Annotated in this window: 20 protein-coding genes; 19 read left to right on the top strand and 1 reads right to left on the bottom strand. The window is 40.1% G+C overall.

Features of this window, described 5'->3' with window-relative positions:
• Positions 1–111: 111 nt before the first annotated feature.
• Genes HT736_RS08070 through HT736_RS08060 form a run of 3 tightly spaced genes read left to right on the top strand, consistent with a single transcriptional unit; the run spans position 112 to position 2,133 of the window.
• On the top strand, positions 112–954 hold the full coding sequence (locus HT736_RS08070) for a hypothetical protein (RefSeq protein WP_001081167.1): 843 nt from the start codon (positions 112–114) through the stop codon (positions 952–954).
• A gap of 55 nt (positions 955–1,009) precedes the next feature.
• Positions 1,010–1,705 (top strand): GNAT family protein, encoded by a 696-nt coding sequence (locus HT736_RS08065; protein ID WP_001144903.1) that lies wholly within the window; start codon positions 1,010–1,012, stop codon positions 1,703–1,705.
• 11 nt (positions 1,706–1,716) lie between these two features.
• On the top strand, positions 1,717–2,133 hold the full coding sequence (locus HT736_RS08060; RefSeq protein ID WP_000628388.1) for a GNAT family N-acetyltransferase: 417 nt from the start codon (positions 1,717–1,719) through the stop codon (positions 2,131–2,133).
• 577 nt (positions 2,134–2,710) lie between these two features.
• Here HT736_RS08060 and HT736_RS08055 read toward each other — a convergent pair.
• The gene (locus HT736_RS08055) at positions 2,711–2,803 is read right to left on the bottom strand and encodes a type I toxin-antitoxin system Fst family toxin (RefSeq protein ID WP_000970382.1); all 93 of its coding nucleotides are present in this window, start codon (positions 2,801–2,803) and stop codon (positions 2,711–2,713) included.
• Between the two features lie 133 nt (positions 2,804–2,936).
• On the opposite strand from HT736_RS08055, the gene ruvB reads away from it, so the two are divergent.
• The 16 genes from ruvB to HT736_RS07975 all read left to right on the top strand — a co-directional run bounded on the left by ruvB (position 2,937) and on the right by HT736_RS07975 (position 22,521).
• Positions 2,937–3,935, top strand: coding sequence for a Holliday junction branch migration DNA helicase RuvB (ruvB, locus tag HT736_RS08050; RefSeq protein ID WP_004242086.1), 999 nt, complete (start codon positions 2,937–2,939; stop codon positions 3,933–3,935).
• Positions 3,916–4,488, top strand: a complete 573-nt coding sequence (locus HT736_RS08045) for a nucleotidyltransferase family protein (protein WP_014017192.1) — start codon at positions 3,916–3,918, stop codon at positions 4,486–4,488. Before ruvB ends, HT736_RS08045 begins: the two co-directional genes overlap by 20 nt.
• Before the next feature lie 345 nt (positions 4,489–4,833).
• Positions 4,834–5,592 (top strand): isoprenyl transferase, encoded by a 759-nt coding sequence (locus HT736_RS08040; RefSeq protein WP_000467312.1) that lies wholly within the window; start codon positions 4,834–4,836, stop codon positions 5,590–5,592.
• Between the two features lie 8 nt (positions 5,593–5,600).
• A complete protein-coding gene (locus HT736_RS08035) occupies positions 5,601–6,404 on the top strand; it encodes a phosphatidate cytidylyltransferase (protein WP_000189868.1) in 804 nt (267 codons plus the stop codon).
• A gap of 21 nt (positions 6,405–6,425) precedes the next feature.
• Entirely contained in the window at positions 6,426–7,685 is a 1,260-nt protein-coding gene (rseP, locus tag HT736_RS08030) for an RIP metalloprotease RseP (RefSeq protein ID WP_119946695.1), read from the top strand.
• A 12-nt stretch (positions 7,686–7,697) separates the two neighbouring features.
• Entirely contained in the window at positions 7,698–9,551 is a 1,854-nt protein-coding gene (locus tag HT736_RS08025) for a proline--tRNA ligase (RefSeq protein ID WP_061088468.1), read from the top strand.
• A 98-nt stretch (positions 9,552–9,649) separates the two neighbouring features.
• Positions 9,650–11,029: a 6-phospho-beta-glucosidase gene (bglA, locus tag HT736_RS08020; RefSeq protein ID WP_119946694.1), complete on the top strand. Its 1,380-nt coding sequence runs from the start codon at positions 9,650–9,652 to the stop codon at positions 11,027–11,029.
• A 191-nt stretch (positions 11,030–11,220) separates the two neighbouring features.
• Positions 11,221–13,029: a glutamine--fructose-6-phosphate transaminase (isomerizing) gene (glmS, locus tag HT736_RS08015; RefSeq protein ID WP_119946693.1), complete on the top strand. Its 1,809-nt coding sequence runs from the start codon at positions 11,221–11,223 to the stop codon at positions 13,027–13,029.
• Positions 13,030–13,473: 444 nt separating this feature from the next.
• Positions 13,474–15,243 carry a PTS mannitol-specific transporter subunit IIBC gene (locus tag HT736_RS08010; RefSeq protein ID WP_000391684.1) on the top strand — a complete coding sequence of 590 codons (1,770 nt, stop codon included), beginning with the start codon at positions 13,474–13,476 and terminating at the stop codon, positions 15,241–15,243.
• 23 nt (positions 15,244–15,266) lie between these two features.
• Positions 15,267–17,222 carry a transcription antiterminator gene (locus HT736_RS08005; RefSeq protein WP_138700354.1) on the top strand — a complete coding sequence of 652 codons (1,956 nt, stop codon included), beginning with the start codon at positions 15,267–15,269 and terminating at the stop codon, positions 17,220–17,222.
• Between the two features lies 1 nt (position 17,223).
• Entirely contained in the window at positions 17,224–17,661 is a 438-nt protein-coding gene (locus HT736_RS08000) for a PTS sugar transporter subunit IIA (RefSeq protein ID WP_000764149.1), read from the top strand.
• 61 nt (positions 17,662–17,722) lie between these two features.
• The gene (locus HT736_RS07995) at positions 17,723–18,859 is read left to right on the top strand and encodes a mannitol-1-phosphate 5-dehydrogenase (RefSeq protein WP_000682963.1); all 1,137 of its coding nucleotides are present in this window, start codon (positions 17,723–17,725) and stop codon (positions 18,857–18,859) included.
• A gap of 172 nt (positions 18,860–19,031) precedes the next feature.
• Positions 19,032–20,081 carry an LLM class flavin-dependent oxidoreductase gene (locus tag HT736_RS07990; RefSeq protein ID WP_172930922.1) on the top strand — a complete coding sequence of 350 codons (1,050 nt, stop codon included), beginning with the start codon at positions 19,032–19,034 and terminating at the stop codon, positions 20,079–20,081.
• A 218-nt stretch (positions 20,082–20,299) separates the two neighbouring features.
• On the top strand, positions 20,300–21,307 hold the full coding sequence (locus tag HT736_RS07985) for a uroporphyrinogen decarboxylase family protein (protein ID WP_000202170.1): 1,008 nt from the start codon (positions 20,300–20,302) through the stop codon (positions 21,305–21,307).
• Between the two features lie 9 nt (positions 21,308–21,316).
• On the top strand, positions 21,317–21,520 hold the full coding sequence (locus HT736_RS07980; protein ID WP_000823549.1) for a hypothetical protein: 204 nt from the start codon (positions 21,317–21,319) through the stop codon (positions 21,518–21,520).
• A 2-nt stretch (positions 21,521–21,522) separates the two neighbouring features.
• A complete protein-coding gene (locus HT736_RS07975) occupies positions 21,523–22,521 on the top strand; it encodes a uroporphyrinogen decarboxylase family protein (protein WP_172930921.1) in 999 nt (332 codons plus the stop codon).

The raw sequence follows: 22,521 nt of genomic DNA, 5'->3' as shown, positions 1-22,521 counted from the left end.
TCAATAGTCCACTGGACTATTGAAGCCAACTAAATTAGTTAACATTGTTGTGAAATAAAAAGAAGTAACTCTAGAGTATGAACTTTAGAGTTACTTTTAGAATAGGTCAGAATGAATAGATTAGTGAACGATAGCAGGAAGTGTGAAATTTTATTATTTAAGATTTCTATTATTGTAGTGTCAGTTATAGTATTAGTAATGTCAATAGTGGGTGCATATTATTTTAAAAATTGTCTTTGGGACAAGGAAAGTTTAAATTTGACACTCACTTTAGACACTCTCTTTGCAGTTTTTATTACTTTCTTTAGTTTTTCAAATGATAAATCAAGCAATATTTTTGGAATATCTCCAAATGAAATTATAAGGACACAGTCTGAAGTGTATCAATTTTTATTTACAAAATCTTTTGCAACTCTATTAATAGTGACAAATTTGTTATCCATTATTCATTATTTTGGAGCCAAAAATTTAATAGTTTCTTTTAATGAAACTTATCCTCGTATTCAATCCAGTGTTGGTATCATGTGGCTACCACTGTTTGGTATTCTGATAATCTATTTTATTTGGCTCTTAATAGAGGGATTAAAATATATCAGAAAAATAAATTATATTATTCAAAATAGGGAAATAATCTATTTTTATTCGCAGGTAAAAGTTGTAGATAAACTTACTGATTCTGAATCGAAAAAATACGGTGAATATATTGATTTGTACGAATCGTGTCGTCAGAATAATTTAAGTGTTCTACTTAACTTTCTTCAAAATTCGGATGATAAACGAGGAGTTATTGCTAGTAACTCAGTGAGAATTATGTTTGAATCTTTGGATAAAGCAGACCAAATTGCGGCCCTGAATATTTGTAGAAACTATGTAGCACGAGAAAATGTTTTAAATAAAGAAGATGCAGAAAAATTGTTAAATGAAATTGATAAAAAACTTGAAATTAGCAGATAGGACAATTCAAATAGAGTTGAGTAAAAAGTTTGAAAAGTGAAACAAGGAGAAAGCTATGCCAGTAAATGAATATGGTCAGATGATTGGTGAGTCAATGGAAGGTTATACACCCGGTGCACTGCCTTCTATTGATTTCTTAGAAGGGCGTTATGCTAGGATAGAGGCTCTCTCGGTAGAAAAACATGCGGAGGATTTGCTAGCTGTTTATGGCCCGGATACTCCTCGGGAGATGTGGACCTATCTTTTTCAGGAGCCAGTAGCAGATATGGGGGAGCTGGTTAGCCTTTTAAATCAGATGTTGGCTCGTAAGGACCGTTTTTACTATGCAATCATAGACAAGGCGACTGGTAAGGCTTTGGGAACTTTTTCTCTCATGCGCATTGACCAGAATAACCGAGTAATAGAAGTCGGAGCAGTCACTTTTTCTCCAGAGCTAAGGGGTACACGGATAGGAACTGAGGCTCAGTATCTCCTAGCTCGCTATATTTTTGAGGAGCTAAACTATCGTCGCTATGAGTGGAAATGCGATGCTCTTAACCTGCCATCCAGACGAGTTGCGGAGCGTTTGGGATTTGTCTATGAAGGAACCTTCCGCCAGGCGGTGGTTTATAAGGGACGGACGAGGGATACGGATTGGTTGTCTATGATTGATAAGGACTGGCCTCAAGTCAAAGATCGTTTGGAAACATGGCTGCGTCCTGAAAATTTTGATAAAAATGGACAGCAGTACAAGAGCTTGAGAGAACTTTAAGAGGTGTTGAGATGATTACTATTAAAAAGCAAGAAATTGTCAAGCTAGAGGATGTTTTGCATCTCTATCAGGCTGTCGGTTGGACAAATTATACCCATCAACCAGAGATGCTGGAGCAGGCCTTATCGCATTCATTAGTAATTTATCTGGCACTTGATGGTGATGCTGTGGTGGGCTTGATTCGTTTGGTAGGAGATGGATTCTCATCAGTTTTTGTACAGGATTTGATTGTTTTACCAATCTATCAGCGTCAAGGGATTGGTAGTGCCCTAATGAAAGAGGCCTTAAAAGATTACAAAGATGCTTATCAAGTCCAGCTGGTGACAGAAGAGACAGAAAAAAACGTGGGATTTTATCGTTCTATGGGCTTTGAAATCTTATCCACCTATAATTGTATAGGGATGACTTGGGCGAATCGAGAAAAATAACAAAACTTGTTTTTTCTTAAGCAAAGTTTAAGGATGGTCTAGTATTATATAGTCATTAAATAAAGACCTCCTAACTTTATTTAATGAAATCCTAAAACTTTTTTTTATCATAATCTCCTAATGAAGTCACCTAATCAGGTGGCTTTTTGTGAGGTGATAGTGATAGTGATTTTCTGCAAAATGGTAGAATCTGAGAAAAAGTTAAGCTAGTTTTAAGCTTCGTCTTGTATCATATAGTTATTAAATAAAGACCTCCTAACTTTATTTAATAAAATCCTAAACTTTTCTTTTTCATAATAATCTCCCTTAACTCCACCCAATCAGGTGGAGTTTTTTGGCTCTATTTCAGGCTTTTCGGAAGTTTTCTAAATATCATTTTTCAATAGCTTTCTCTAAATCTTATAAACTTTATTGGACAGATTCTAAAGTTGGAGAAGCTGAATGGATGAGGATATAAACCTTTGACAAATTTTGTGAACTATGGGATAATAAAGAGGAATTGAGTACTAGTTCTATATCATAGGCTAGAAAAGACCCCAAGCTCACGTCCAAATAAGCTAGGGGGTCTTTTTTGACACTATTTGTCCTTGTTTAGCCATTTATCGACTAATCGAAGAACGACACCGACCACAATTGGTCCGATGATAGTTTTGAGTACTAATTCCATCATGGGCTAATTCACCTCCTTTCGTAGGCGGTGTAGCAGTGCCGAACAATATTATACCACATAAGTGCTAAACTCGGGAGTCACCCAATCGGGTGGCTTTTTTGTTTGTGGCTTGGTTTTTTGATATAATAGAGCCATGAGTAGAATTTTAGACAATGAGATAATGGGGGATGAGGAGTTAGTAGAACGCACACTCCGTCCTCAGTATTTACGTGAATATATCGGGCAGGATAAGGTCAAGGATCAGCTCCAAATCTTTATCGAAGCTGCCAAAATGCGGGATGAAGCGCTGGATCATGTCCTTTTATTTGGACCTCCAGGCTTGGGGAAAACGACCATGGCCTTTGTTATTGCCAACGAACTGGGTGTCAATCTCAAGCAGACGTCTGGGCCTGTCATTGAAAAAGCCGGTGATCTAGTAGCGATTTTGAATGACTTAGAGCCTGGGGATGTCCTTTTTATTGATGAGATTCATCGCTTGCCCATGTCTGTGGAAGAGGTGCTTTATAGTGCCATGGAGGACTTCTACATTGATATCATGATTGGTGCTGGTGAAGGCAGTCGCAGTGTTCATTTGGAGTTGCCACCTTTTACCTTGATTGGTGCGACGACTCGGGCTGGTATGCTCTCAAATCCGCTACGGGCACGTTTTGGGATTACAGGTCATATGGAGTATTATGCTCATGCTGACTTGACGGAAATTGTTGAGCGGACGGCAGATATTTTTGAGATGGAAATTACTCATGAGGCAGCGTCTGAGTTAGCCCTACGTAGCCGTGGGACCCCTCGTATTGCCAATCGTCTCCTCAAGCGCGTGCGCGATTTTGCCCAGATAATGGGGAATGGGGTGATCGATGATCTTATTACCGATAAGGCTTTGACCATGCTGGATGTTGACCATGAAGGTTTGGACTATGTGGACCAAAAAATCCTTCGGACCATGATTGAGATGTACGGTGGTGGCCCTGTTGGTCTAGGAACTCTTTCTGTTAACATAGCAGAAGAGCGTGAGACGGTTGAGGATATGTACGAACCTTACCTAATCCAGAAAGGTTTTATCATGCGGACACGGTCTGGACGAGTGGCGACTGCTAAGGCATATGAGCATTTGGGGTATGAGTACAATGAAAAATAAGCAAGAAATTCTGGAAGCTTTCAGAGAAAATCTGGATATGATGGCTATTCTGACTATCATCCGAAACCTTGGTCTGAAAGATTCCTGGTTGGCAGCAGGTTCTGTCAGAAATTTTATCTGGAATCTCTTGTCAGACAAATCCCCTTTTGACTGTGAAACAGATGTAGATGTGATTTTCTTTGATCCAGATATTTCTTATGAGGAAACCTTGTCCCTAGAGAAAAAGCTGAGAGAGGACTTTCCTCAGTACCAGTGGGAATTGAAAAATCAAGTCTATATGCACCAGCACAGCCCTCATACTGCTCCCTATACCAGTTCCCGTGATGCTATGAGTAAGTATCCAGAACGATGTACGGCTGTTGGATTACGCTTGAATGAAGAATCCGTTTTGGAACTCTTTACTCCATACGCTTTGGAGGATATTTTGAATTTTCAAGTTCGTCCAACTCCTCATTTTTTAGAGAATGAAGACCGAATGGAATTTTATCGAACACGTCTATCCAAGAAAAATTGGCAGGAGAAATGGAAAAATTTGATTTTTAAAAATACTTAAGGAAACTTTAAGCTAGGAAGTGTATACTAAGTTCATAAGTTAAGAAGACCTTAACTTAAACTCCTAAAACTTTTTCATAATAATCTCCCTATAAAAAATAAAGTCGCCAAATCAGGCGGCTTATTTTTTTGAAAAAAGGGCTTGGTGCCTGATAATAATACTCAATGAAAATCAAAGTGTAAACTAGGAAGCTAACCGCAGGTTGCTCAAAACACTGTTTTGAGGTTGCAGATAGAGCTGACGTGGTTTGAAGAGATTTTCGAAGAGTATAAATAGCTTAGTGATAGAAGAAAATAGGGAAATATGGTATAATGAAACGATAGATTTTTGAATAGGAATAAGATCATGTTTGGATTGTTTAAGAAAGATAAGGCTGTGGAAGTAGAGGTTCCGACACAGGTTCCTGCTCATATCGGCATCATCATGGATGGCAATGGCCGTTGGGCTAAAAAACGTATGCAACCGCGAGTTTTTGGACATAAGGCGGGCATGGAAGCATTGCAAACTGTGACCAAGGCAGCTAACAAACTAGGCGTTAAGGTTATTACGGTCTATGCTTTTTCTACAGAAAACTGGACCCGTCCAGATCAGGAAGTCAAGTTTATCATGAACTTGCCAGTAGAGTTTTATGATAATTATGTCCCGGAACTGCATGCGAATAATGTTAAGATTCAAATGATCGGAGAAACGGACCGCCTGCCTAAGCAAACCTTTGAAGCTCTGACCAAGGCTGAGGAATTGACTAAGAACAACACAGGTTTGATTCTTAATTTTGCTCTTAACTATGGTGGACGTGCTGAGATTACACAGGCTCTTAAGTTGATTTCTCAGGATGTTTTAGATGCCAAAATCAACCCAGGTGACATCACAGAGGAGTTGATTGGTAATTATCTTTTTACCCAGCATTTACCTAAGGACTTACGAGACCCAGACTTGATTATCCGTACCAGTGGAGAATTGCGTTTGAGTAATTTCCTACCATGGCAGGGGGCCTATAGTGAACTCTATTTTACAGATACCTTGTGGCCTGATTTTGACGAGGCGGCCTTGCAGGAAGCCATTCTTGCCTACAATCGTCGTCATCGCCGATTTGGAGGAGTTTAGGAGGAAATATGACACAGGATTTACAGAAAAGAACCTTGTTTGCAGGGATTGCACTGGCTATTTTCCTACCGATTTTGATGATTGGGGGACTCTTGCTTCAGATAGCAATCGGAATCATAGCCATGCTAGCCATGCATGAACTTTTGAGGATGAGAGGTCTAGAGACCATGACTATGGAGGGCCTCTTGACCCTCTTTGCAACCTTTGCCTTGACCATTCCCTTGGAGAATTACCTGACTTTTTTGCCAGTTGATGGGAATGTGGTTGCCTATAGTGTTTTGATTTCAATCATGTTAGGAACGACTGTGTTTAGCAAGTCTTATACGATTGAGGATGCGGTTTTCCCTCTTGCTATGAGCTTCTACGTGGGCTTTGGATTTAATGCTTTACTAGATGCTCGTGTTGCAGGTTTAGATAAGGCGCTTTTGGCCTTGTGTATCGTCTGGGCGACAGACAGTGGTGCCTATCTTGTTGGGATGAACTATGGGAAACGAAAGTTAGCACCAAGGGTATCGCCTAATAAAACCCTTGAGGGTGCCTTGGGTGGTATTTTAGGAGCGATTTTAGTAACCATTATCTTTATGATAGTTGACAGTACAGTTGCTCTTCCATATGGAATTTACAAGATGTCAGTCTTTGCTATTTTCTTTAGTATTGCTGGACAATTTGGTGATTTACTAGAAAGTTCGATCAAACGTCATTTTGGTGTTAAGGATTCTGGGAAATTTATCCCTGGACATGGTGGTGTTTTGGATCGTTTCGATAGTATGTTGCTTGTATTTCCAATCATGCACTTATTTGGACTCTTTTAATCAAAAGACGGAGGAAACGCTATGCTCGGAATTTTAACCTTTATTCTGGTTTTCGGGATTATTGTAGTGGTGCACGAGTTCGGGCACTTCTACTTTGCCAAGAAATCAGGGATTTTAGTACGTGAATTTGCCATCGGTATGGGACCTAAAATTTTTGCTCACATTGGCAAGGATGGAACGGCCTATACCATTCGAATCTTGCCTCTGGGTGGCTATGTCCGCATGGCCGGTTGGGGTGATGATACAACTGAAATCAAGACAGGAACGCCTGTTAGTTTGACACTTGCTGATGATGGTAAGGTTAAACGCATCAATCTCTCAGGTAAAAAATTGGATCAAACAGCCCTCCCTATGCAGGTGACCCAGTTTGATTTTGAAGACAAGCTCTTTATCAAAGGATTGGTTCTGGAAGAAGAAAAAACATTTGCAGTGGATCACGATGCAACGGTTGTGGAAGCAGATGGAACTGAGGTTCGGATTGCACCCTTGGATGTTCAATATCAAAATGCAACTATCTGGGGTAAACTCATTACTAATTTTGCAGGTCCTATGAACAACTTTATCTTAGGTGTCGTTGTTTTCTGGATTTTAATCTTCATGCAGGGTGGTGTCAGAGATGTTGATACCAATCAGTTCCATGTTATGCCCCAGGGGGCTTTGGCTAAGGTAGGAGTGCCAGAAACGGCTCAGATTACCAAGATTGGCTCACATGAGATTAGCAACTGGGAAAGTTTGATTCAGGCTGTGGAATCAGAAACCAAAGATAAGACGGCCCCGACCTTGGATGTGACTATTTCTGAAAATGGGAGTGACAAACAAGTCACTGTTACTCCGGAAGAAAGTCAAGGCCGTTACCTTCTAGGTGTTCAACCGGGAATTAAGTCGGACTTTCTATCCATGTTTGTAGGTGGTTTTACAACTGCTGCTGACTCGGCCCTACGAATTTTATCAGCACTGAAAAATCTGATTTTCCAACCGGATTTGAACAAGTTGGGTGGACCTGTTGCCATCTTTAAGGCAAGTAGTGATGCTGCTAAAAATGGAATTGAGAATGTCTTGTACTTCTTAGCAATGATTTCCATCAATATCGGGATTTTTAATCTTATTCCGATTCCAGCTCTGGATGGTGGTAAGATTGTGCTCAATATCCTAGAAGCTATCCGCCGCAAACCATTGAAACAAGAAATTGAAACCTATGTCACCTTGGCCGGAGTGGTCATCATGGTTGTCTTGATGATTGCTGTGACTTGGAATGACATTATGCGACTCTTTTTTAGATAATCGAGGAATATTATGAAACAAAGTAAAATGCCTATCCCAACGCTTCGCGAAATGCCAAGCGATGCTCAAGTTATCAGCCATGCTCTTATGTTGCGGGCTGGTTATGTTCGCCAAGTTTCAGCAGGTGTTTATTCTTACCTACCACTTGCCAATCGTGTGATTGAAAAAGCTAAAAACATCATGCGCCAAGAATTCGACAAGATTGGTGCCGTTGAGATGTTGGCTCCTGCCCTCCTCAGTGCAGAATTGTGGCGCGAATCAGGTCGTTACGAAACTTATGGTGAGGACCTTTACAAACTAAAAAACCGTGAAAAATCAGACTTTATCCTAGGTCCAACTCACGAAGAAACCTTTACAGCTATTGTCCGTGATTCTGTTAAGTCTTACAAGCAATTGCCACTCAACCTTTACCAAATCCAGCCTAAGTATCGTGATGAAAAACGCCCACGTAATGGACTTCTCCGTACACGTGAGTTTATCATGAAGGATGCTTACAGTTTCCACGCTAACTATGATAGCTTGGACAGTGTTTACGATGAGTATAAGGCTGCTTATGAGCGTATTTTTACTCGTAGTGGTTTAGACTTCAAGGCTATTATTGGTGACGGTGGAGCCATGGGTGGTAAGGACAGCCAAGAATTTATGGCGATTACACCTGCTCGTACAGATCTTGACCGCTGGGTTGTCTTGGACAAGTCGGTTGCCTCATTTGACGAAATTCCTGCAGAAGTACAAGAAGAAATCAAGGCAGAATTGCTCAAATGGATGGTCTCTGGTGAAGATACCATTGCTTACTCAAGTGAGTCTAGCTATGCTGCTAACTTGGAAATGGCAACAAACGAGTACAAACCAAGCAACCGTGTTGTCGCTGAAGAAGAAGTGACTCGTGTTGCAACACCAGATGTTAAATCAATTGATGAAGTTGCAGCCTTCCTTAACGTTCCAGAAGAACAAACAATCAAAACCCTCTTCTACATGGCAGATGGTGAGCTTGTTGCAGCCCTTCTAGTTGGAAATGACCAACTCAACGAAGTCAAGTTGAAAAACCACTTGGGAGCAGATTTCTTTGACGTTGCTAGTGAAGAAGAAGTGGCAAATGTTGTTCAAGCAGGATTTGGTTCACTTGGACCAGTTGGTTTGCCAGAGAATGTTAAAATCATTGCAGACCGTAAGGTGCAAGATGTTCGCAATGCAGTTGTCGGTGCTAACGAAGATGGCTACCACTTGACTGGTGTGAACCCAGGTCGTGACTTCACAGCAGAATATGTGGATATTCGTGAAGTGCGTGAGGGTGAGATTTCACCAGACGGACAAGGTGTCCTTAACTTTGCGCGTGGTATCGAAATTGGTCACATCTTCAAACTCGGCACTCGCTATTCAGCAAGCATGGGAGCAGATGTTTTGGATGAAAATGGTCGTGCTGTGCCAATTATCATGGGATGTTACGGTATCGGTGTCAGCCGTCTCCTTTCAGCGGTGATGGAGCAACACGCTCGCCTCTTTGTTAACAAAACACCAAAAGGTGAATACCGTTACGCTTGGGGAATCAATTTCCCTAAAGAATTGGCACCATTTGATGTACACTTGATTACTGTTAATGTCAAGGACGAAGAAGCGCAAGCCTTGACAGAAAAGCTTGAAGCAAGCTTGATGGGAGCTGGTTATGAAGTCTTGACAGATGACCGTAACGAACGTGTTGGTGTTAAATTCAGCGATAGCGACTTGATTGGATTGCCAATCCGTATTACTGTTGGGAAGAAAGCGGCCGATGGCATCGTAGAAGTTAAGATTAAAGCGACTGGTGATACCATCGAAGTTCATGCAGATAACGTGCTTGAAACGCTTGAAATCCTCAGCAAGAAATAAAAACTATAATCAGAAGAAAAACAAGGAAAAAATGTAACTAGTTTTTGCCTTGTTTTTTCTGTATAATGGGAAAAATGAGTAGATAAAGAGGTAAATGTATGCTAAGATTTCCAAAGGATTTTGTCTGGGGATCCTCTACTTCTGGACCACAAACGGAAGGATGTATAGCTGGTGACGGTAAGGGAGATAATCTCTGGGATTACTGGTTCCAAGTGGAGCCAAATCGTTACTATAATGGGATTGGTCCAGATAAGACATCGACCTTTTATGAAAATTGGGAAAAGGATATTGAGCTACTGTTAGAAACTGGTCACACGGCCTTTCGGACTTCTATTCAGTGGTCACGGATTTTTCCACAAGGGTGTGGAAAAGTCAACCCTCAAGGTGTAGATTTTTACCGTAAGGTCTTTGAGGCTATTAAGGCTAAAGGGATTCGTCTTTTAGTCAATCTTTATCATTTTGATTTGCCTTTTGCCCTTCAAGAAGCTGGTGATGGTTGGGAAAATAAGGCGACTGTCTCAGCCTATGAAGACTATGTTCGTTTTTGTTTTGAGACTTATGGAGATTTAGTGGATCAATGGATTACCTTTAACGAGCCCATCGTTCCTGTAGAGTTTGGCTATTTTTACGATGCCCATTATCCACATAAGGTGGATGCAGAGGCAGCCGTTAAAGTAGCTTATCATACACAATTGGCTAGCAGTCGGGCGGTTAAGGCTTGTCATGAACTTTTACCAGATTCCAAGATTGGGATTGTCCTCAACTTGACACCGGCTTATCCACGTAGCCATCATCCTGCTGATGTCAAGGCTGCTCGTATTGCGGATCTCTTTCAGGCCCAATCTTTCTTAGATCCGTCTGTTTTGGGGACTTATCCACAGGAGTTGGTAGAAATCTTGCATGAACACGGTCTCTTGCCTGATACTACGGAGGAAGAGTTGGAGCTCATTCGTGAAAATACAGTGGACTTCCTTGGTGTCAACTACTATCAACCTTTGCGTGTTATGGCACCTCGATTTGCTAAGCATCCAGAGAGTCCACTCTTACCAGAACATTTTTACGAGCCTTATGTGATGCCTGGACGTAAAATCAATCCTCATCGTGGCTGGGAGATTTATGAGCAAGGGATTTATGACATCGCCCAAAATATCAAGGAAAATTATGGTAATATCGAGTGGATGTTGACTGAGAATGGTATGGGTGTTGAAGGGGAAGAAAAATTTCGTGAGAATGGAATGATTCAAGATGATTACCGTATTGACTTTGTAAAAGGTCATCTTCGTGAACTTCACCGTGCCATTGAAGACGGAGCCAATTGTAAGGGCTACTTGATTTGGACCTTTATTGATTGCTGGTCATGGCTCAATAGCTATAAAAATCGCTATGGCTTGGTCGAATTAGACTTGGAAACGCAAGAACGTCGTCTGAAAAAATCAGGGCACTGGTTCAAAGAATTAAGCGATAATAATGGATTTTAAAAAGGACTCTGACTGATCATCCTAATTGGTCAGAGTTTTTTGTTCACAAGAAGTTAATTTGAACTATATCAATTTTTGCTCTTGACAAGTGAAAGAAACAAGTATATACTGTTTTTGCTGATTCTATAAAAGAGGAATTAGACTATACCAATTTTAAGGAGAAAGCACAGCTTGCCTGTGTCGTATATACTATGTGTGGAATTGTTGGTGTTGTTGGAAACACAAATGCAACTGATATTTTGATTCAAGGGCTTGAAAAGCTCGAATACCGTGGCTATGATTCTGCGGGAATTTTTGTCCTAAGTGGTGCTGAAAATCACCTAGTAAAAGCTGTAGGCCGTATTGCAGAATTGTCCGCTAAGACAGCTGGTGTTGAGGGAACAACTGGTATTGGACATACTCGTTGGGCAACTCATGGGAAACCAACTGAGGACAATGCTCACCCACATCGCTCTGAGACTGAACGTTTTGTTTTGGTTCACAACGGGGTGATTGAGAACTACCTTGAAATCAAGGAAGAATACCTTGCAGGTCACCACTTTAAGGGGCAAACAGATACGGAAATCGCTGTTCACTTGATTGGAAAATTTGCGGAAGAAGAAGGTCTTTCTGTTCTTGAAGCCTTCAAAAAAGCTCTTCATATTATCCGTGGTTCATATGCCTTTGCCTTGGTTGACTCACAAGATCCTGAAGTCATCTACGTGGCTAAAAATAAATCACCACTTTTGATTGGTCTTGGAGAGGGATATAACATGGTCTGCTCAGATGCTATGGCTATGATTCGTGAGACCAACCAATACATGGAAATTCATGACCAAGAATTGGTAATCGTTAAGGCTGATAGTGTGGAAGTTCAAGACTATGATGGAAATAGTCGTGAGCGTGCTAGTTACACTGCTGAGCTTGACTTGTCAGATATCGGTAAGGGAACTTACCCTTACTACATGCTTAAGGAAATTGATGAGCAACCAACTGTTATGCGTAAACTCATTCAAGCCTACACAGATGAAGCTGGTCAAGTAGTGGTAGATCCAGCTATCATTAAGGCTGTTCAAGATGCAGACCGCATTTACATCCTTGCAGCTGGGACATCTTACCACGCAGGATTTGCTTCTAAGAAGATGCTGGAAGAATTGACAGATACACCAGTTGAACTTGGAATTTCATCTGAGTGGGGTTACGGTATGCCACTTCTCAGCAAGAAACCACTCTTCATCTTTATCAGCCAGTCTGGTGAAACAGCAGATAGCCGTCAGGTTTTGGTCAAGGCTAATGAAATGGGAATCCCAAGCTTGACAGTGACAAACGTCCCAGGTTCAACTCTTTCTCGTGAAGCCAACCATACCATGCTCCTTCATGCAGGTCCTGAAATTGCCGTGGCATCAACCAAGGCCTATACAGCGCAAATTGCAGCCCTTGCCTTCCTTGCAAAAGCAGTCGGAGAAGCAAATGGCAATGCCAAAGCGCAAGCCTTTGATTTAGTTCATGAGTTGTCAATCGTAGCTCAGTCTATCGAATCAACTCTTTCAGAGAAAGAAACCATTGAAGTCAAGGTTCGTGAGCTACTTGAAACAACTCGTAACGCCTTTTACATCGGACGTGGTCAAGATTACTACGTAGCCATGGAAGCAAGTCTCAAACTTAAAGAGATTTCTTACATCCAGTGTGAAGGCTTTGCGGCAGGAGAACTTAAGCACGGAACTATTGCCTTGATTGAAGAAGGAACACCTGTTTTGACTCTCTTGTCAGATCCAGTCCTTGCCAACCACACTCGTGGAAATATCCAAGAGGTGGCAGCCCGTGGTGCAAAAGTCCTCACTATCGCAGAAGAAAATGTTGCTAAAGAGACAGACGATATCGTCCTTACGACTGTACACCCTTACCTCTCACCAATTTCAATGGTCGTACCAACACAATTGGTCGCTTACTTTGCAACCCTCCACCGTGGTCTTGATGTGGACAAACCACGTAACCTTGCTAAATCAGTAACGGTAGAATAGAATCTATGAATATACGGGCGTAAAGCCATAGGTTTATCCTATAAGGTTTTACAGCCTATTTTTTATGTTACAAATGATGATAGGGGTTTACTTTTCAATAATTATAGCAGATTGAATTTAGAACAGTACACAGGAATACTAAAATATTTCTAGAAATTAATTTGAATTTTCCAATTGATTTGTTCGTATCTTATTTCAAACTACTATAAAAAGAGGAAGCTGGGCAAAAACTCAATTTGAAGAGAAAATTCAGTAAATCTTTCCATGATAAAACGCATCATATTAAGGTTTTGTACACCTGATATGATGCGTTTTATCATTTTTAAGCCTTTTTGCCCAGCCTCGTCAAAAGTAAAGTTTTGGCACAAAATCTGTGACAAAACTTTAGTTTTAAAGGTTTTTAACTTTGTATATACTAGTTTTAAGAAAAGGAGGATGATCCTAATGGAAGAAAAAGTATCATTGAAAGTCAGAGTTCAAAAACTAGGGACATCGCTTTCAAATATGGTTATGCCCAATATTGGAGCATTTATTGCTTGGGGAGTGTTGACTGCCCTCTTTATCGCTGATGGCTATCTGCCAAATGAACAGTTAGCTACTGTTGTTGGTCCTATGTTAACGTATTTATTGCCAATCCTGATTGGTTACACAGGTGGATATATGATCCATGGTCAACGTGGTGCCGTTGTAGGAGCTATTGCTACTGTTGGTGCAATCACAGGTTCTAGTGTTCCTATGTTTATCGGAGCTATGGTAATGGGCTCACTGGGAGGATGGACTATCAAGAAATTTGATGAAAAGTTCCAGGAAAAAATTCGTCCCGGATTTGAAATGTTAGTTAATAATTTCTCAGCTGGTCTCGTTGGTTTTGCATTATTGCTTTTGGCTTTCTACGCAATCGGTCCAGTCGTATCGACTCTTACTGGAGCTGTTGGGAATGGTGTTGAGGCTATTGTTAATGCTCGCCTCCTTCCTATAGCTAATATTATCATCGAACCGGCTAAAGTCCTTTTCCTCAATAATGCCCTCAATCATGGCATTTTTACTCCTCTGGGAGTAGAACAGGTAGCTCAAGCTGGTAAGTCAATTCTCTTCCTATTGGAAGCTAATCCTGGACCAGGCCTGGGAATTCTATTAGCTTATGCTGTATTCGGTAAAGGTTCTGCTAAATCTTCTTCTTGGGGGGCAATGCTTATTCATTTCTTCGGAGGGATTCATGAAATTTACTTTCCTTATGTTATGATGAAGCCTACTCTATTTTTAGCTGCTATGGCAGGAGGTATCTCTGGAACTTTTACTTTTCAACTCTTAGACGCTGGTCTTAAATCTCCAGCTTCACCAGGTTCTATTATTGCGATTATGGCTACGGCGCCAAAAGGCGTTTGGCCCCATCTAAATGTTCTTCTAGGTGTTTTAGTGGCAGCAGTTGTTTCTTTCCTTGTAGCAGCCCTTATTCTTCATGCAGACAAGTCAACTGAGGATTCGCTCGAAGCTGCTCAGGCGGCTACCCAAGCAGCTAAGGCTCAGTCTAAAGGTCAGTTAGTATCAACTTCTGTTGATGCAGTTGTTTCGACAGACTCAGTGGAAAAAATCATTTTCGCCTGCGATGCTGGTATGGGAAGCTCTGCTATGGGAGCTAGTATTCTTCGAGATAAGGTTAAAAAAGCAGGTCTAGAGATTCCAGTATCTAATCAAGCAATCTCAAATTTGCTTGATACACCAAAAACATTAATTGTTACTCAGGAAGAACTGACACCAAGAGCTAAAGACAAGAGTCCAAGTGCTATTCATGTTTCTGTTGATAATTTCTTAGCGTCCCCTCGTTATGATGAAATTGTAGCTTCATTAACAGGAGCTTCTCCAATAGCAGAAATTGAAGGAGATATATCAACTTCAGCATCAGTAGATAGTCAGGAAATTGACCTTAACCATATTGATGCTGTAGTAGTTGCTTATGGTAAAGCACAGGGATCTGCAACTATGGGCTGTGAAACGATTCGGGCTATCTTTAGAAACAAAAATATTCGTATTCCAGTTTCTACTGCCAAAATTTCAGAATTAGGTGAATTTAATTCTAAAAACATAATGATTGTAACAACTATTTCTTTACAGGCAGAAGTGCAGCAAACAGCACCGAATTCTCAATTTCTTATTGTGGATAGTTTAGTAACAACACCAGAATATGACAAAATGGCTGTTAGAATGTACAAATAGAACTAGAGGTTTCTAAATTACGAATGCTATTAACCAAACGAGAAGAACAATTATTGAAGGCTTTCCTACATGTAGGGAAGCTTTCAATGCAAGACATGACTGAAATCTTACAGGTTTCATCTAGAACAATTTATCGAACTTTATCAGATTTGACAGATAGCATGGAGCAATATGGAATCGAAATAACGAAGCATGGGAAATACTATATTTTGACTGGAGAGTTGGATGATTTGCCGACAGAACTTGAAGTGTTAGTTGAGTATAGTCCCCAAGAAAGACAAGAGTTGATTACCTATCGCCTTCTGACTGAGAGTGGTTTTGTCACCAATGAAGCATTGCAAGAGTGCATGAAAGTCAGTAATGTAACTATTATTCAGGATATTTCAGATATTGATAAGCGTCTTTTAGACTTTGATCTGAAAATTGAACGACAAAAAGGTTATCGTATTTCTGGTGATTCAGTTGGTAAGAGAAGATTTTTGGCTATTTTACTGACAAACTGTATCTCAGTAGCAGATTTTTCAACCGGTCATTTTGGGAGCTTTGATATTTTAGAAGCAGATAGAACTAGGCTGGCCAGTCAGATTGTTAATAAGCAACTGTCAGGTTTTCCAGATATGGATGCTAGGATGAAGATGTTTTTTGCGATCTTGTTATCTCTTATAGGTCAGGAGCAAAACATTGAAAATTCACCTAATACTAGTAAGCAGGCTTTGGAAATTTCTCAAAAAATTTTTCAAGCTTACTCTAAGCAGACTGCACAATTTTATAGTATTCAGGAAATTATCTATTTTGCGAGCATCTTAGATGAATTAATCATTAAACGTCAGGACAATCCGCTCTTTACGGAGAAATTTGATGGTGAATTTTTCTACAATATTTCAAATCTGATTGATACGGTTTCCATGTATACCAAGATTGACTTTTTTAAGGACAAGGTTTTATTCAATTTTCTTTTCCATCATATTCGGCTCAGTTTAGGCGTCCCTATCCTTTTTCAGGGTGAAAATTTGCCAGAATCTGTCCAGATTTTAGTTGAAAGGAATAAATTTCTTTATACAGTCATCAGTCTTTTAGTGAATGATATTTTTCCGAAATATCTTCATACAGAGTATGAGTATGGCATGATTGCCCTACATTTTATCTCTAGCTTAGGCCGTAGTCCAGAGATTTATCCAGTCCGTGTTTTGCTTTTAACGGATGAACGTCGGGTCACTAGAGATTTATTAGTCAGTAAAATTAAGAGTGTTGCTCCTTTTGTAGAGTTGATAGATATTCAGTCTCTAGTAGATTACCACAGTATTGATCTCAGTCAGTATGATTATATTTTATCTACCAAGCCGCTGACTAATCAGGAAATCGATGTAATTTCTAGTTTTCCAACCGTCAAAGAACTGCTTGAATTACAGGAACGACTTCAGTATGTACAGGCACATCGTACAATTGTCGCGCGTGATGCTATCGCTCCAGAGAAAAGTTATGACTTGCAAGATTATTTAATATCTAGTAGTCAGCTTTTGAGTCAATTCGAGTTGGTTCAATTGGAGAATAATCAATCATTTGAGCACACGGTAGAACAAATCATCCAATATCAGAAGAATGTGAGTGACAGAGATTACCTAACAAGAAAATTGTTATCTCACTTCCAGAATAGTCCTATGGCTATTCCTAATACTGGTCTGGTGCTTTTACATAGTCAGTCTAGCAAAGTAACAACAAATAGTTTTACTATGTTTGAACTCAAACTACCTATCTCCGCATTGTCAATGAAACGAGAGGAAGAAGAGGTCAAAAGGTGTCTGCTAATGCTAATGTCTAAAGAAGCTAGCGAGGAAGCTAGAGATTTAATGACAGCTATTAGTCAGTCGATTATTGAAAATCATCTTTATACAGAGATTTACAAGACGGGAAATCAATCCATTATTTATCAGATGCTAAATACTATTTTTAAAGAAAAAATTAAGAAATTGGAGAACTAATATGAAACTTGAAAAACATTTGATTAAGCTTAATAAACAATTTTCTAACAAGGAGGAAGCTATTTGTTATTGTGGGCAAGTTCTTTATGAGGGTGGATATGTTAATGAAGACTATATTGAAGCCATGATTGAGCGAGATAAAGAGCTATCTGTTTACATGGGTAACTTTATCGCCATACCGCATGGAACAGATGCAGCAAAAAATGATGTCCTCAAGTCTGGTATTACAGTCGTTCAAGTCCCTAGAGGGGTTGATTTTGGGAATGTATCTAACCCTCAAGTGGCAACGGTTCTTTTTGGTATTGCTGGTATTGGTAATGAACACTTAGAAATTATTCAGAAAATTTCTATCTTCTGTGCAGATGTAGATAATGTTCTTAAACTAGCAGATGCTCAGTCAAAAGAGGAAGTGTTGCGCTTATTTGATGCTGTTGAATAATTGAATTTCGTCATTTGTCATCTAGTATATATGTCCCTCAAATAGGAAAAGGAGAAATTGAATGAAACATTCTGTTCATTTTGGTGCCGGTAATATCGGTCGTGGTTTTATAGGTGAAATTCTATTTAAAAATGGTTTCCATATTGATTTTGTGGATGTCAATAATCAGATAATTCATGCTCTAAATGAAAAGGGCAAGTATGAAATTGAAATTGCACAGAAAGGACAGTCTCGTATAGAAGTAACTAATGTGGCTGGCATTAATAGCAAAGAAGATCCTGAGCAAGTCATTGAAGCGATTCAAAAGACGGATATTATTACTACTGCAATCGGACCTAATATACTCCCTTTTATCGCTGAACTTCTAGCCAAAGGAATCGAAGCTCGCCGAGTTGCAGGAAATACACAGGCATTGGATGTTATGGCCTGTGAAAATATGATTGGCGGGTCTCAATTTCTTTATCAAGAAGTCAAGAAATATTTAAGTCCGGAAGGTTTGACATTTGCTGATAACTACATAGGTTTTCCAAATGCTGCAGTAGACAGGATTGTTCCAGCACAAAGTCACGAAGATTCCCTTTTTGTTGTGGTCGAACCCTTTAATGAATGGGTCGTGGAAACCAAGCGTCTTAAAAATCCAGATTTACGTCTAAAAGATGTGCATTATGAAGAAGATTTAGAACCCTTTATTGAGCGAAAACTTTTTTCAGTCAATTCTGGACATGCAACTTCAGCTTACATTGGTGCGCATTATGGTGCCAAGACAATTTTGGAAGCTCTTCAAAATCCTAATATCAAATCTCGGATTGAATCTGTATTAGCTGAAATTCGGAGTCTCTTGATTGCCAAATGGAACTTTGATAAAAAAGAATTGGAGAATTATCACAAAGTCATTATAGAACGGTTTGAAAATCCTTTCATAGTGGACGAAGTTAGTCGCGTAGCTCGTACTCCAATCCGAAAATTAGGCTATAATGAACGATTCATCCGGCCGATACGTGAATTGAAAGAACTCAGTTTGTCATATAAAAACCTACTTAAAACAGTTGGCTATGCCTTTGACTATCGCGATGTAAATGATGAAGAAAGTATTCGATTAGGTGAATTGTTGGCTAAACAATCAGTCAAAGATGTTGTTATACAAGTTACAGGTTTAGACGACCCAGAATTGATTGAGCAAATTGTAGAGTATATTTAATCTTTTTCGAAAATCTCTTCAAATCAGGTTAGCATCCATCTGCAACCTCAAAACAGTATTTTGAGCTGACTTCATCAGTTCTATCTACCACCTCAAAGCAGTGCTTTGNNTTTTCATTGAGTATTAGAATAATTTTTCAAATTGAAGGACAGAGTAGATAGGGAGAGTCACAATGGTAGAATTGGGAATTTCAACATTTGGGGAAACAACGGAGCTTGAAGGGATTGGGAAAACTTACAGTCATGACGAACGCATTCGCCAGTTGCTAGCAGAGGTTGAACTGGCTGACAAGGTTGGTTTGGATGTGTATGGGATTGGTGAGCACCATCGAGAGGATTTTGCAGTATCAGCCCCAGAGATTGTCCTGGCAGCTGGGGCAGTCAATACCAAGAAAATCCGTTTGACCAGTGCAGTCAGCATTCTCTCGAGCATGGATCCGATTCGCTTATTCCAACAATATGCCACTATCGATGCTTTGTCAAATGGACGTGCGGAGATTATGGCTGGAAGGGGTTCTTTCACGGAATCATTTCCTCTGTTTGGCTATGATTTGAAAGACTACGAAGCCCTTTTTGATGAGAAATTAGACTTGCTCCAGTTAGTCAATGAAAAGACAAAGCTAGACTGGAAAGGTCGATTGACCCAAACGATTGCTGGTAAAGAAGTTTATCCTCGTCCAGTTCAGGACAAATTACCCTTGTGGATAGCGACAGGTGGTCATGTCGAATCAACAGTAAAGATTGCTCAGGCAGGCCTACCGATTGTCTATGCCATTATTGGTGGTAACCCTCGTTATTTTAAAAAGTTGATTCAGGCTTATCGTGAGATTGGGAGCGAAGCAGACCATGCCAGTCATGAACTAAAGGTTGGGGTCCATTCTTGGGGGTGGATTGCTGAAGATGGCGAGCAGGCTGTGAAAGATTATTTCCATCCGACCAAGCAAGTAGTGGATGCTATTTCCAAAGACCGTCCACACTGGCAAGAATTGCGTTATAAGCAATATTTGGAGCAGGTAGGATCAAATGGCGCCATGTTTGTGGGCAATCCAGATCAGGTGGCCGAAAAATTGATTCGCATGATAGAGGATTTAGATTTGGACCGCTTCATGTTGCACCTACCTCTTGGTTCTATGCCTCATGATCAGGTTCTGAGAGCTATTGAACTATTCGGAACACAAGTAGCACCCAAAGTCCGGGCTTACTTTGCCATGAAAGAGGCTTAATAAAAAATCCTAATCAGGCTGATAAAAAATCTATATAACAACTATTTTAAAAAGCAATAAACAGAAAAAATCTCTGAAAAGCTAGTAAAATCAAGCTTTTCAGAGATTTTTTTCTCTATTGATATAAACAATCCCAATCAAGTCGATAGTCAATATATATTGGGAAAAGGTCAAAAGGAGTGGTAAGATGGTTTCAATCCAAATGGAAGGAGAGAAGTATGACAAGTAAAAGAGAGCTAGTTTTTAGAGCTATTCGAGGAGAAGAGGTGGAACGGGTTCCTGTTGGCTTTTGGTTTCATTTTGTAATACTGGAGGAAAAAGGACAAGGTTTAAATAATCCACGTATCTTTCAAAAAAGTGTAGAGGGACATCGGAAGTACGTTGAAAGAATCCATCCTGATTTTGTCAAAATGATGAGTGACGGATTTTTCATTTATCCAAGTAATGTCTACAGTCCTAAGGTTACAAGTCTTCAGGAGTTAGCTTCTATTGAGTCGATTGGTGAAAACCATCCTTGGATTCAGCAACAAGTAGAAGTGGTAGAGGCTATTCGAGCAACCTTCACTGAGGACATTGCATCATTTTACAATATTTTTTCTCCGATCTCCTATTTGAAAAGGTGGTTTCGTACAGAGACTTCTAGAGGTGATAAGGAGGTTTCAGATCTTTTTCTTGAAAATCCAGAGCTATTCAGGGATGTTTTAGACGTGATAGCTGAGGATATCGCTATCCTAACTAAAAAAATCATTCAGGATGGTGGAGCAGATGGAATCTATCTCAGTACACAAGAAATTCAGGATGAGCGCATCACAGCAGAATTGTATCAGACCTATATTGAGCCAAGTAACATAAAGGTTTTAGAAGCTGCCAATCAGGTAGGTGGGGTAAATATCCTGCATATCTGCGGTTTCCAAGGTGCCAGTAACAATGTGACTATTTTCAAAGATTATCCAGCCCAGGTTTTCAATTGGGCAACCCACCATGAAGCAGTCAGTTTACCTCAAGGTCAGGAGCTATTTCATGGCAAAGCGGTCTTGGGTGGTTTTGAAAATGGGAAGCAGAGCCTGCTTTATGGAGGTAGAAAGGCTGCACTACAAGAGGAAACCAAACGATTGTTGGCTGAAGCTGGGACTAGAGGAGTCCTTCTTGGAGCGGATTGCACGGTTCCAGATGACTTTGAATTAGAAAGATTGGACTGGATTCGTCAGGCTGCTATGTTAGAATAGGAGAGCCTTATGAAAAGAAAAAAGTGGCTATTGGTAGGGACGGCCCTCGGCTTTGTCATCTTACTTGCGATCAGTCTTACAAAGGGACTTGCTTGTAAGGAAGGGCCAAGATGTCATGGGATTCAGGATTTTCAGAAGAGAAGTCTTCCCTTTATTCAAACCAATGATATTGCCAGTGTTTTATTAGTTGAAAAAGAAAGAAATGGAAAATAGAGATGTCAGAAAAAAGAGACTGGGTTTTAAAAGCATTTAGAGGAGAAGTGGTTGGCCGTGTACCTGTAGGTTTTTGGCACCACTTTACATCAGAAGAGGAATGGTTAAAGGGATTTTCCAATCCTGTGATTATTGAAAAGAACATACAAGGTCACAAACGTTTTATCCGTGACCTACATCCAGACTTTATCAAGTTGATGAGTGATGGCTATTTTGCTTATCCAAATCCAGTTATTGCCAAAGGAAAGTCACTCCAAGAGCTGTCGGAGATTCAACCTCTGGGTGAAGATTATCTGTGGATTAGAGAGCAGGTAGAATTAGTGAAGAAGATTAAGCAGGAGTTTACGGAAGATATTGTTGCTATTTACAATATTTTTGCGCCTGTGACCTACCTCAAATGGTTACTTGGAGAAGTGTCTGGTGGAGATGATCTCATTGCAGACTTCTTAGTTCAAGATTCTCAGAAATTGAAAAAAGTACTTGATGTGATTGCGCAAGATATCGCTAGCTTGAGTCAAGCTATTATTAAAGATGCAGGAGTAGATGGTATTTATCTCAGTGTGCAAAGTATTCAGGATGCGCGTGTTTCTGCTGAAGCCTATCAGGAGATTATTGAGCCGAGTGAACTGACTGTTTTAAATGCGGCTAAGTCGGTTGGTGGGGTAAATATCCTTCATATCTGTGGCTATGAAGGAGCCCGAAACGATATTCATATCTTTGCCGACTATCCAGCTCATGTTTTTAACTGGGCAGTTGGTCCAGAAGGGATTAGCCTAAAAGAAGGTCGTGAGATTTTCAAGGGTCGTGCTGTTCTGGGAGGATTTGAAAACGGTAAAGACGGCCTTCTCTATCGAGGCAGTAAGGAAGAAATTCAGGCTGAAACCAAACGATTGGTAGAAGAAACAGGGAAAGATGGCCTCATACTTGGAGCAGATTGTACCATTCCAAACGATATTGCAGTGGAGCGTATCCAGTGGGTGAGAGAAGCAGTAGCTAAATAA

Source organism: Streptococcus sp. 339, assembly GCF_013277285.1.
Classification (GTDB): domain Bacteria; phylum Bacillota; class Bacilli; order Lactobacillales; family Streptococcaceae; genus Streptococcus; species Streptococcus pseudopneumoniae.
This window is presented reverse-complemented; position numbering and strand designations above follow the sequence as displayed.

What these genes read in the sequence shown, in the direction of transcription:
- HT736_RS08070 (WP_001081167.1), top strand. Translation starts at nt 112, where the DNA reads ATGAATAGATTAGTGAACGATAGCAGGAAGTGTGAAATTTTATTATTT.
- HT736_RS08065 (WP_001144903.1), top strand. Translation starts at nt 1,010, where the DNA reads ATGCCAGTAAATGAATATGGTCAGATGATTGGTGAGTCAATGGAAGGT.
- HT736_RS08060 (WP_000628388.1), top strand. Translation starts at nt 1,717, where the DNA reads ATGATTACTATTAAAAAGCAAGAAATTGTCAAGCTAGAGGATGTTTTG.
- HT736_RS08055 (WP_000970382.1), bottom strand. Translation starts at nt 2,803, where the DNA reads ATGATGGAATTAGTACTCAAAACTATCATCGGACCAATTGTGGTCGGT.
- ruvB (WP_004242086.1), top strand. Translation starts at nt 2,937, where the DNA reads ATGAGTAGAATTTTAGACAATGAGATAATGGGGGATGAGGAGTTAGTA.
- HT736_RS08045 (WP_014017192.1), top strand. Translation starts at nt 3,916, where the DNA reads ATGAGTACAATGAAAAATAAGCAAGAAATTCTGGAAGCTTTCAGAGAA.
- HT736_RS08040 (WP_000467312.1), top strand. Translation starts at nt 4,834, where the DNA reads ATGTTTGGATTGTTTAAGAAAGATAAGGCTGTGGAAGTAGAGGTTCCG.
- HT736_RS08035 (WP_000189868.1), top strand. Translation starts at nt 5,601, where the DNA reads ATGACACAGGATTTACAGAAAAGAACCTTGTTTGCAGGGATTGCACTG.
- rseP (WP_119946695.1), top strand. Translation starts at nt 6,426, where the DNA reads ATGCTCGGAATTTTAACCTTTATTCTGGTTTTCGGGATTATTGTAGTG.
- HT736_RS08025 (WP_061088468.1), top strand. Translation starts at nt 7,698, where the DNA reads ATGAAACAAAGTAAAATGCCTATCCCAACGCTTCGCGAAATGCCAAGC.
- bglA (WP_119946694.1), top strand. Translation starts at nt 9,650, where the DNA reads ATGCTAAGATTTCCAAAGGATTTTGTCTGGGGATCCTCTACTTCTGGA.
- glmS (WP_119946693.1), top strand. Translation starts at nt 11,221, where the DNA reads ATGTGTGGAATTGTTGGTGTTGTTGGAAACACAAATGCAACTGATATT.
- HT736_RS08010 (WP_000391684.1), top strand. Translation starts at nt 13,474, where the DNA reads ATGGAAGAAAAAGTATCATTGAAAGTCAGAGTTCAAAAACTAGGGACA.
- HT736_RS08005 (WP_138700354.1), top strand. Translation starts at nt 15,267, where the DNA reads ATGCTATTAACCAAACGAGAAGAACAATTATTGAAGGCTTTCCTACAT.
- HT736_RS08000 (WP_000764149.1), top strand. Translation starts at nt 17,224, where the DNA reads ATGAAACTTGAAAAACATTTGATTAAGCTTAATAAACAATTTTCTAAC.
- HT736_RS07995 (WP_000682963.1), top strand. Translation starts at nt 17,723, where the DNA reads ATGAAACATTCTGTTCATTTTGGTGCCGGTAATATCGGTCGTGGTTTT.
- HT736_RS07990 (WP_172930922.1), top strand. Translation starts at nt 19,032, where the DNA reads ATGGTAGAATTGGGAATTTCAACATTTGGGGAAACAACGGAGCTTGAA.
- HT736_RS07985 (WP_000202170.1), top strand. Translation starts at nt 20,300, where the DNA reads ATGACAAGTAAAAGAGAGCTAGTTTTTAGAGCTATTCGAGGAGAAGAG.
- HT736_RS07980 (WP_000823549.1), top strand. Translation starts at nt 21,317, where the DNA reads ATGAAAAGAAAAAAGTGGCTATTGGTAGGGACGGCCCTCGGCTTTGTC.
- HT736_RS07975 (WP_172930921.1), top strand. Translation starts at nt 21,523, where the DNA reads ATGTCAGAAAAAAGAGACTGGGTTTTAAAAGCATTTAGAGGAGAAGTG.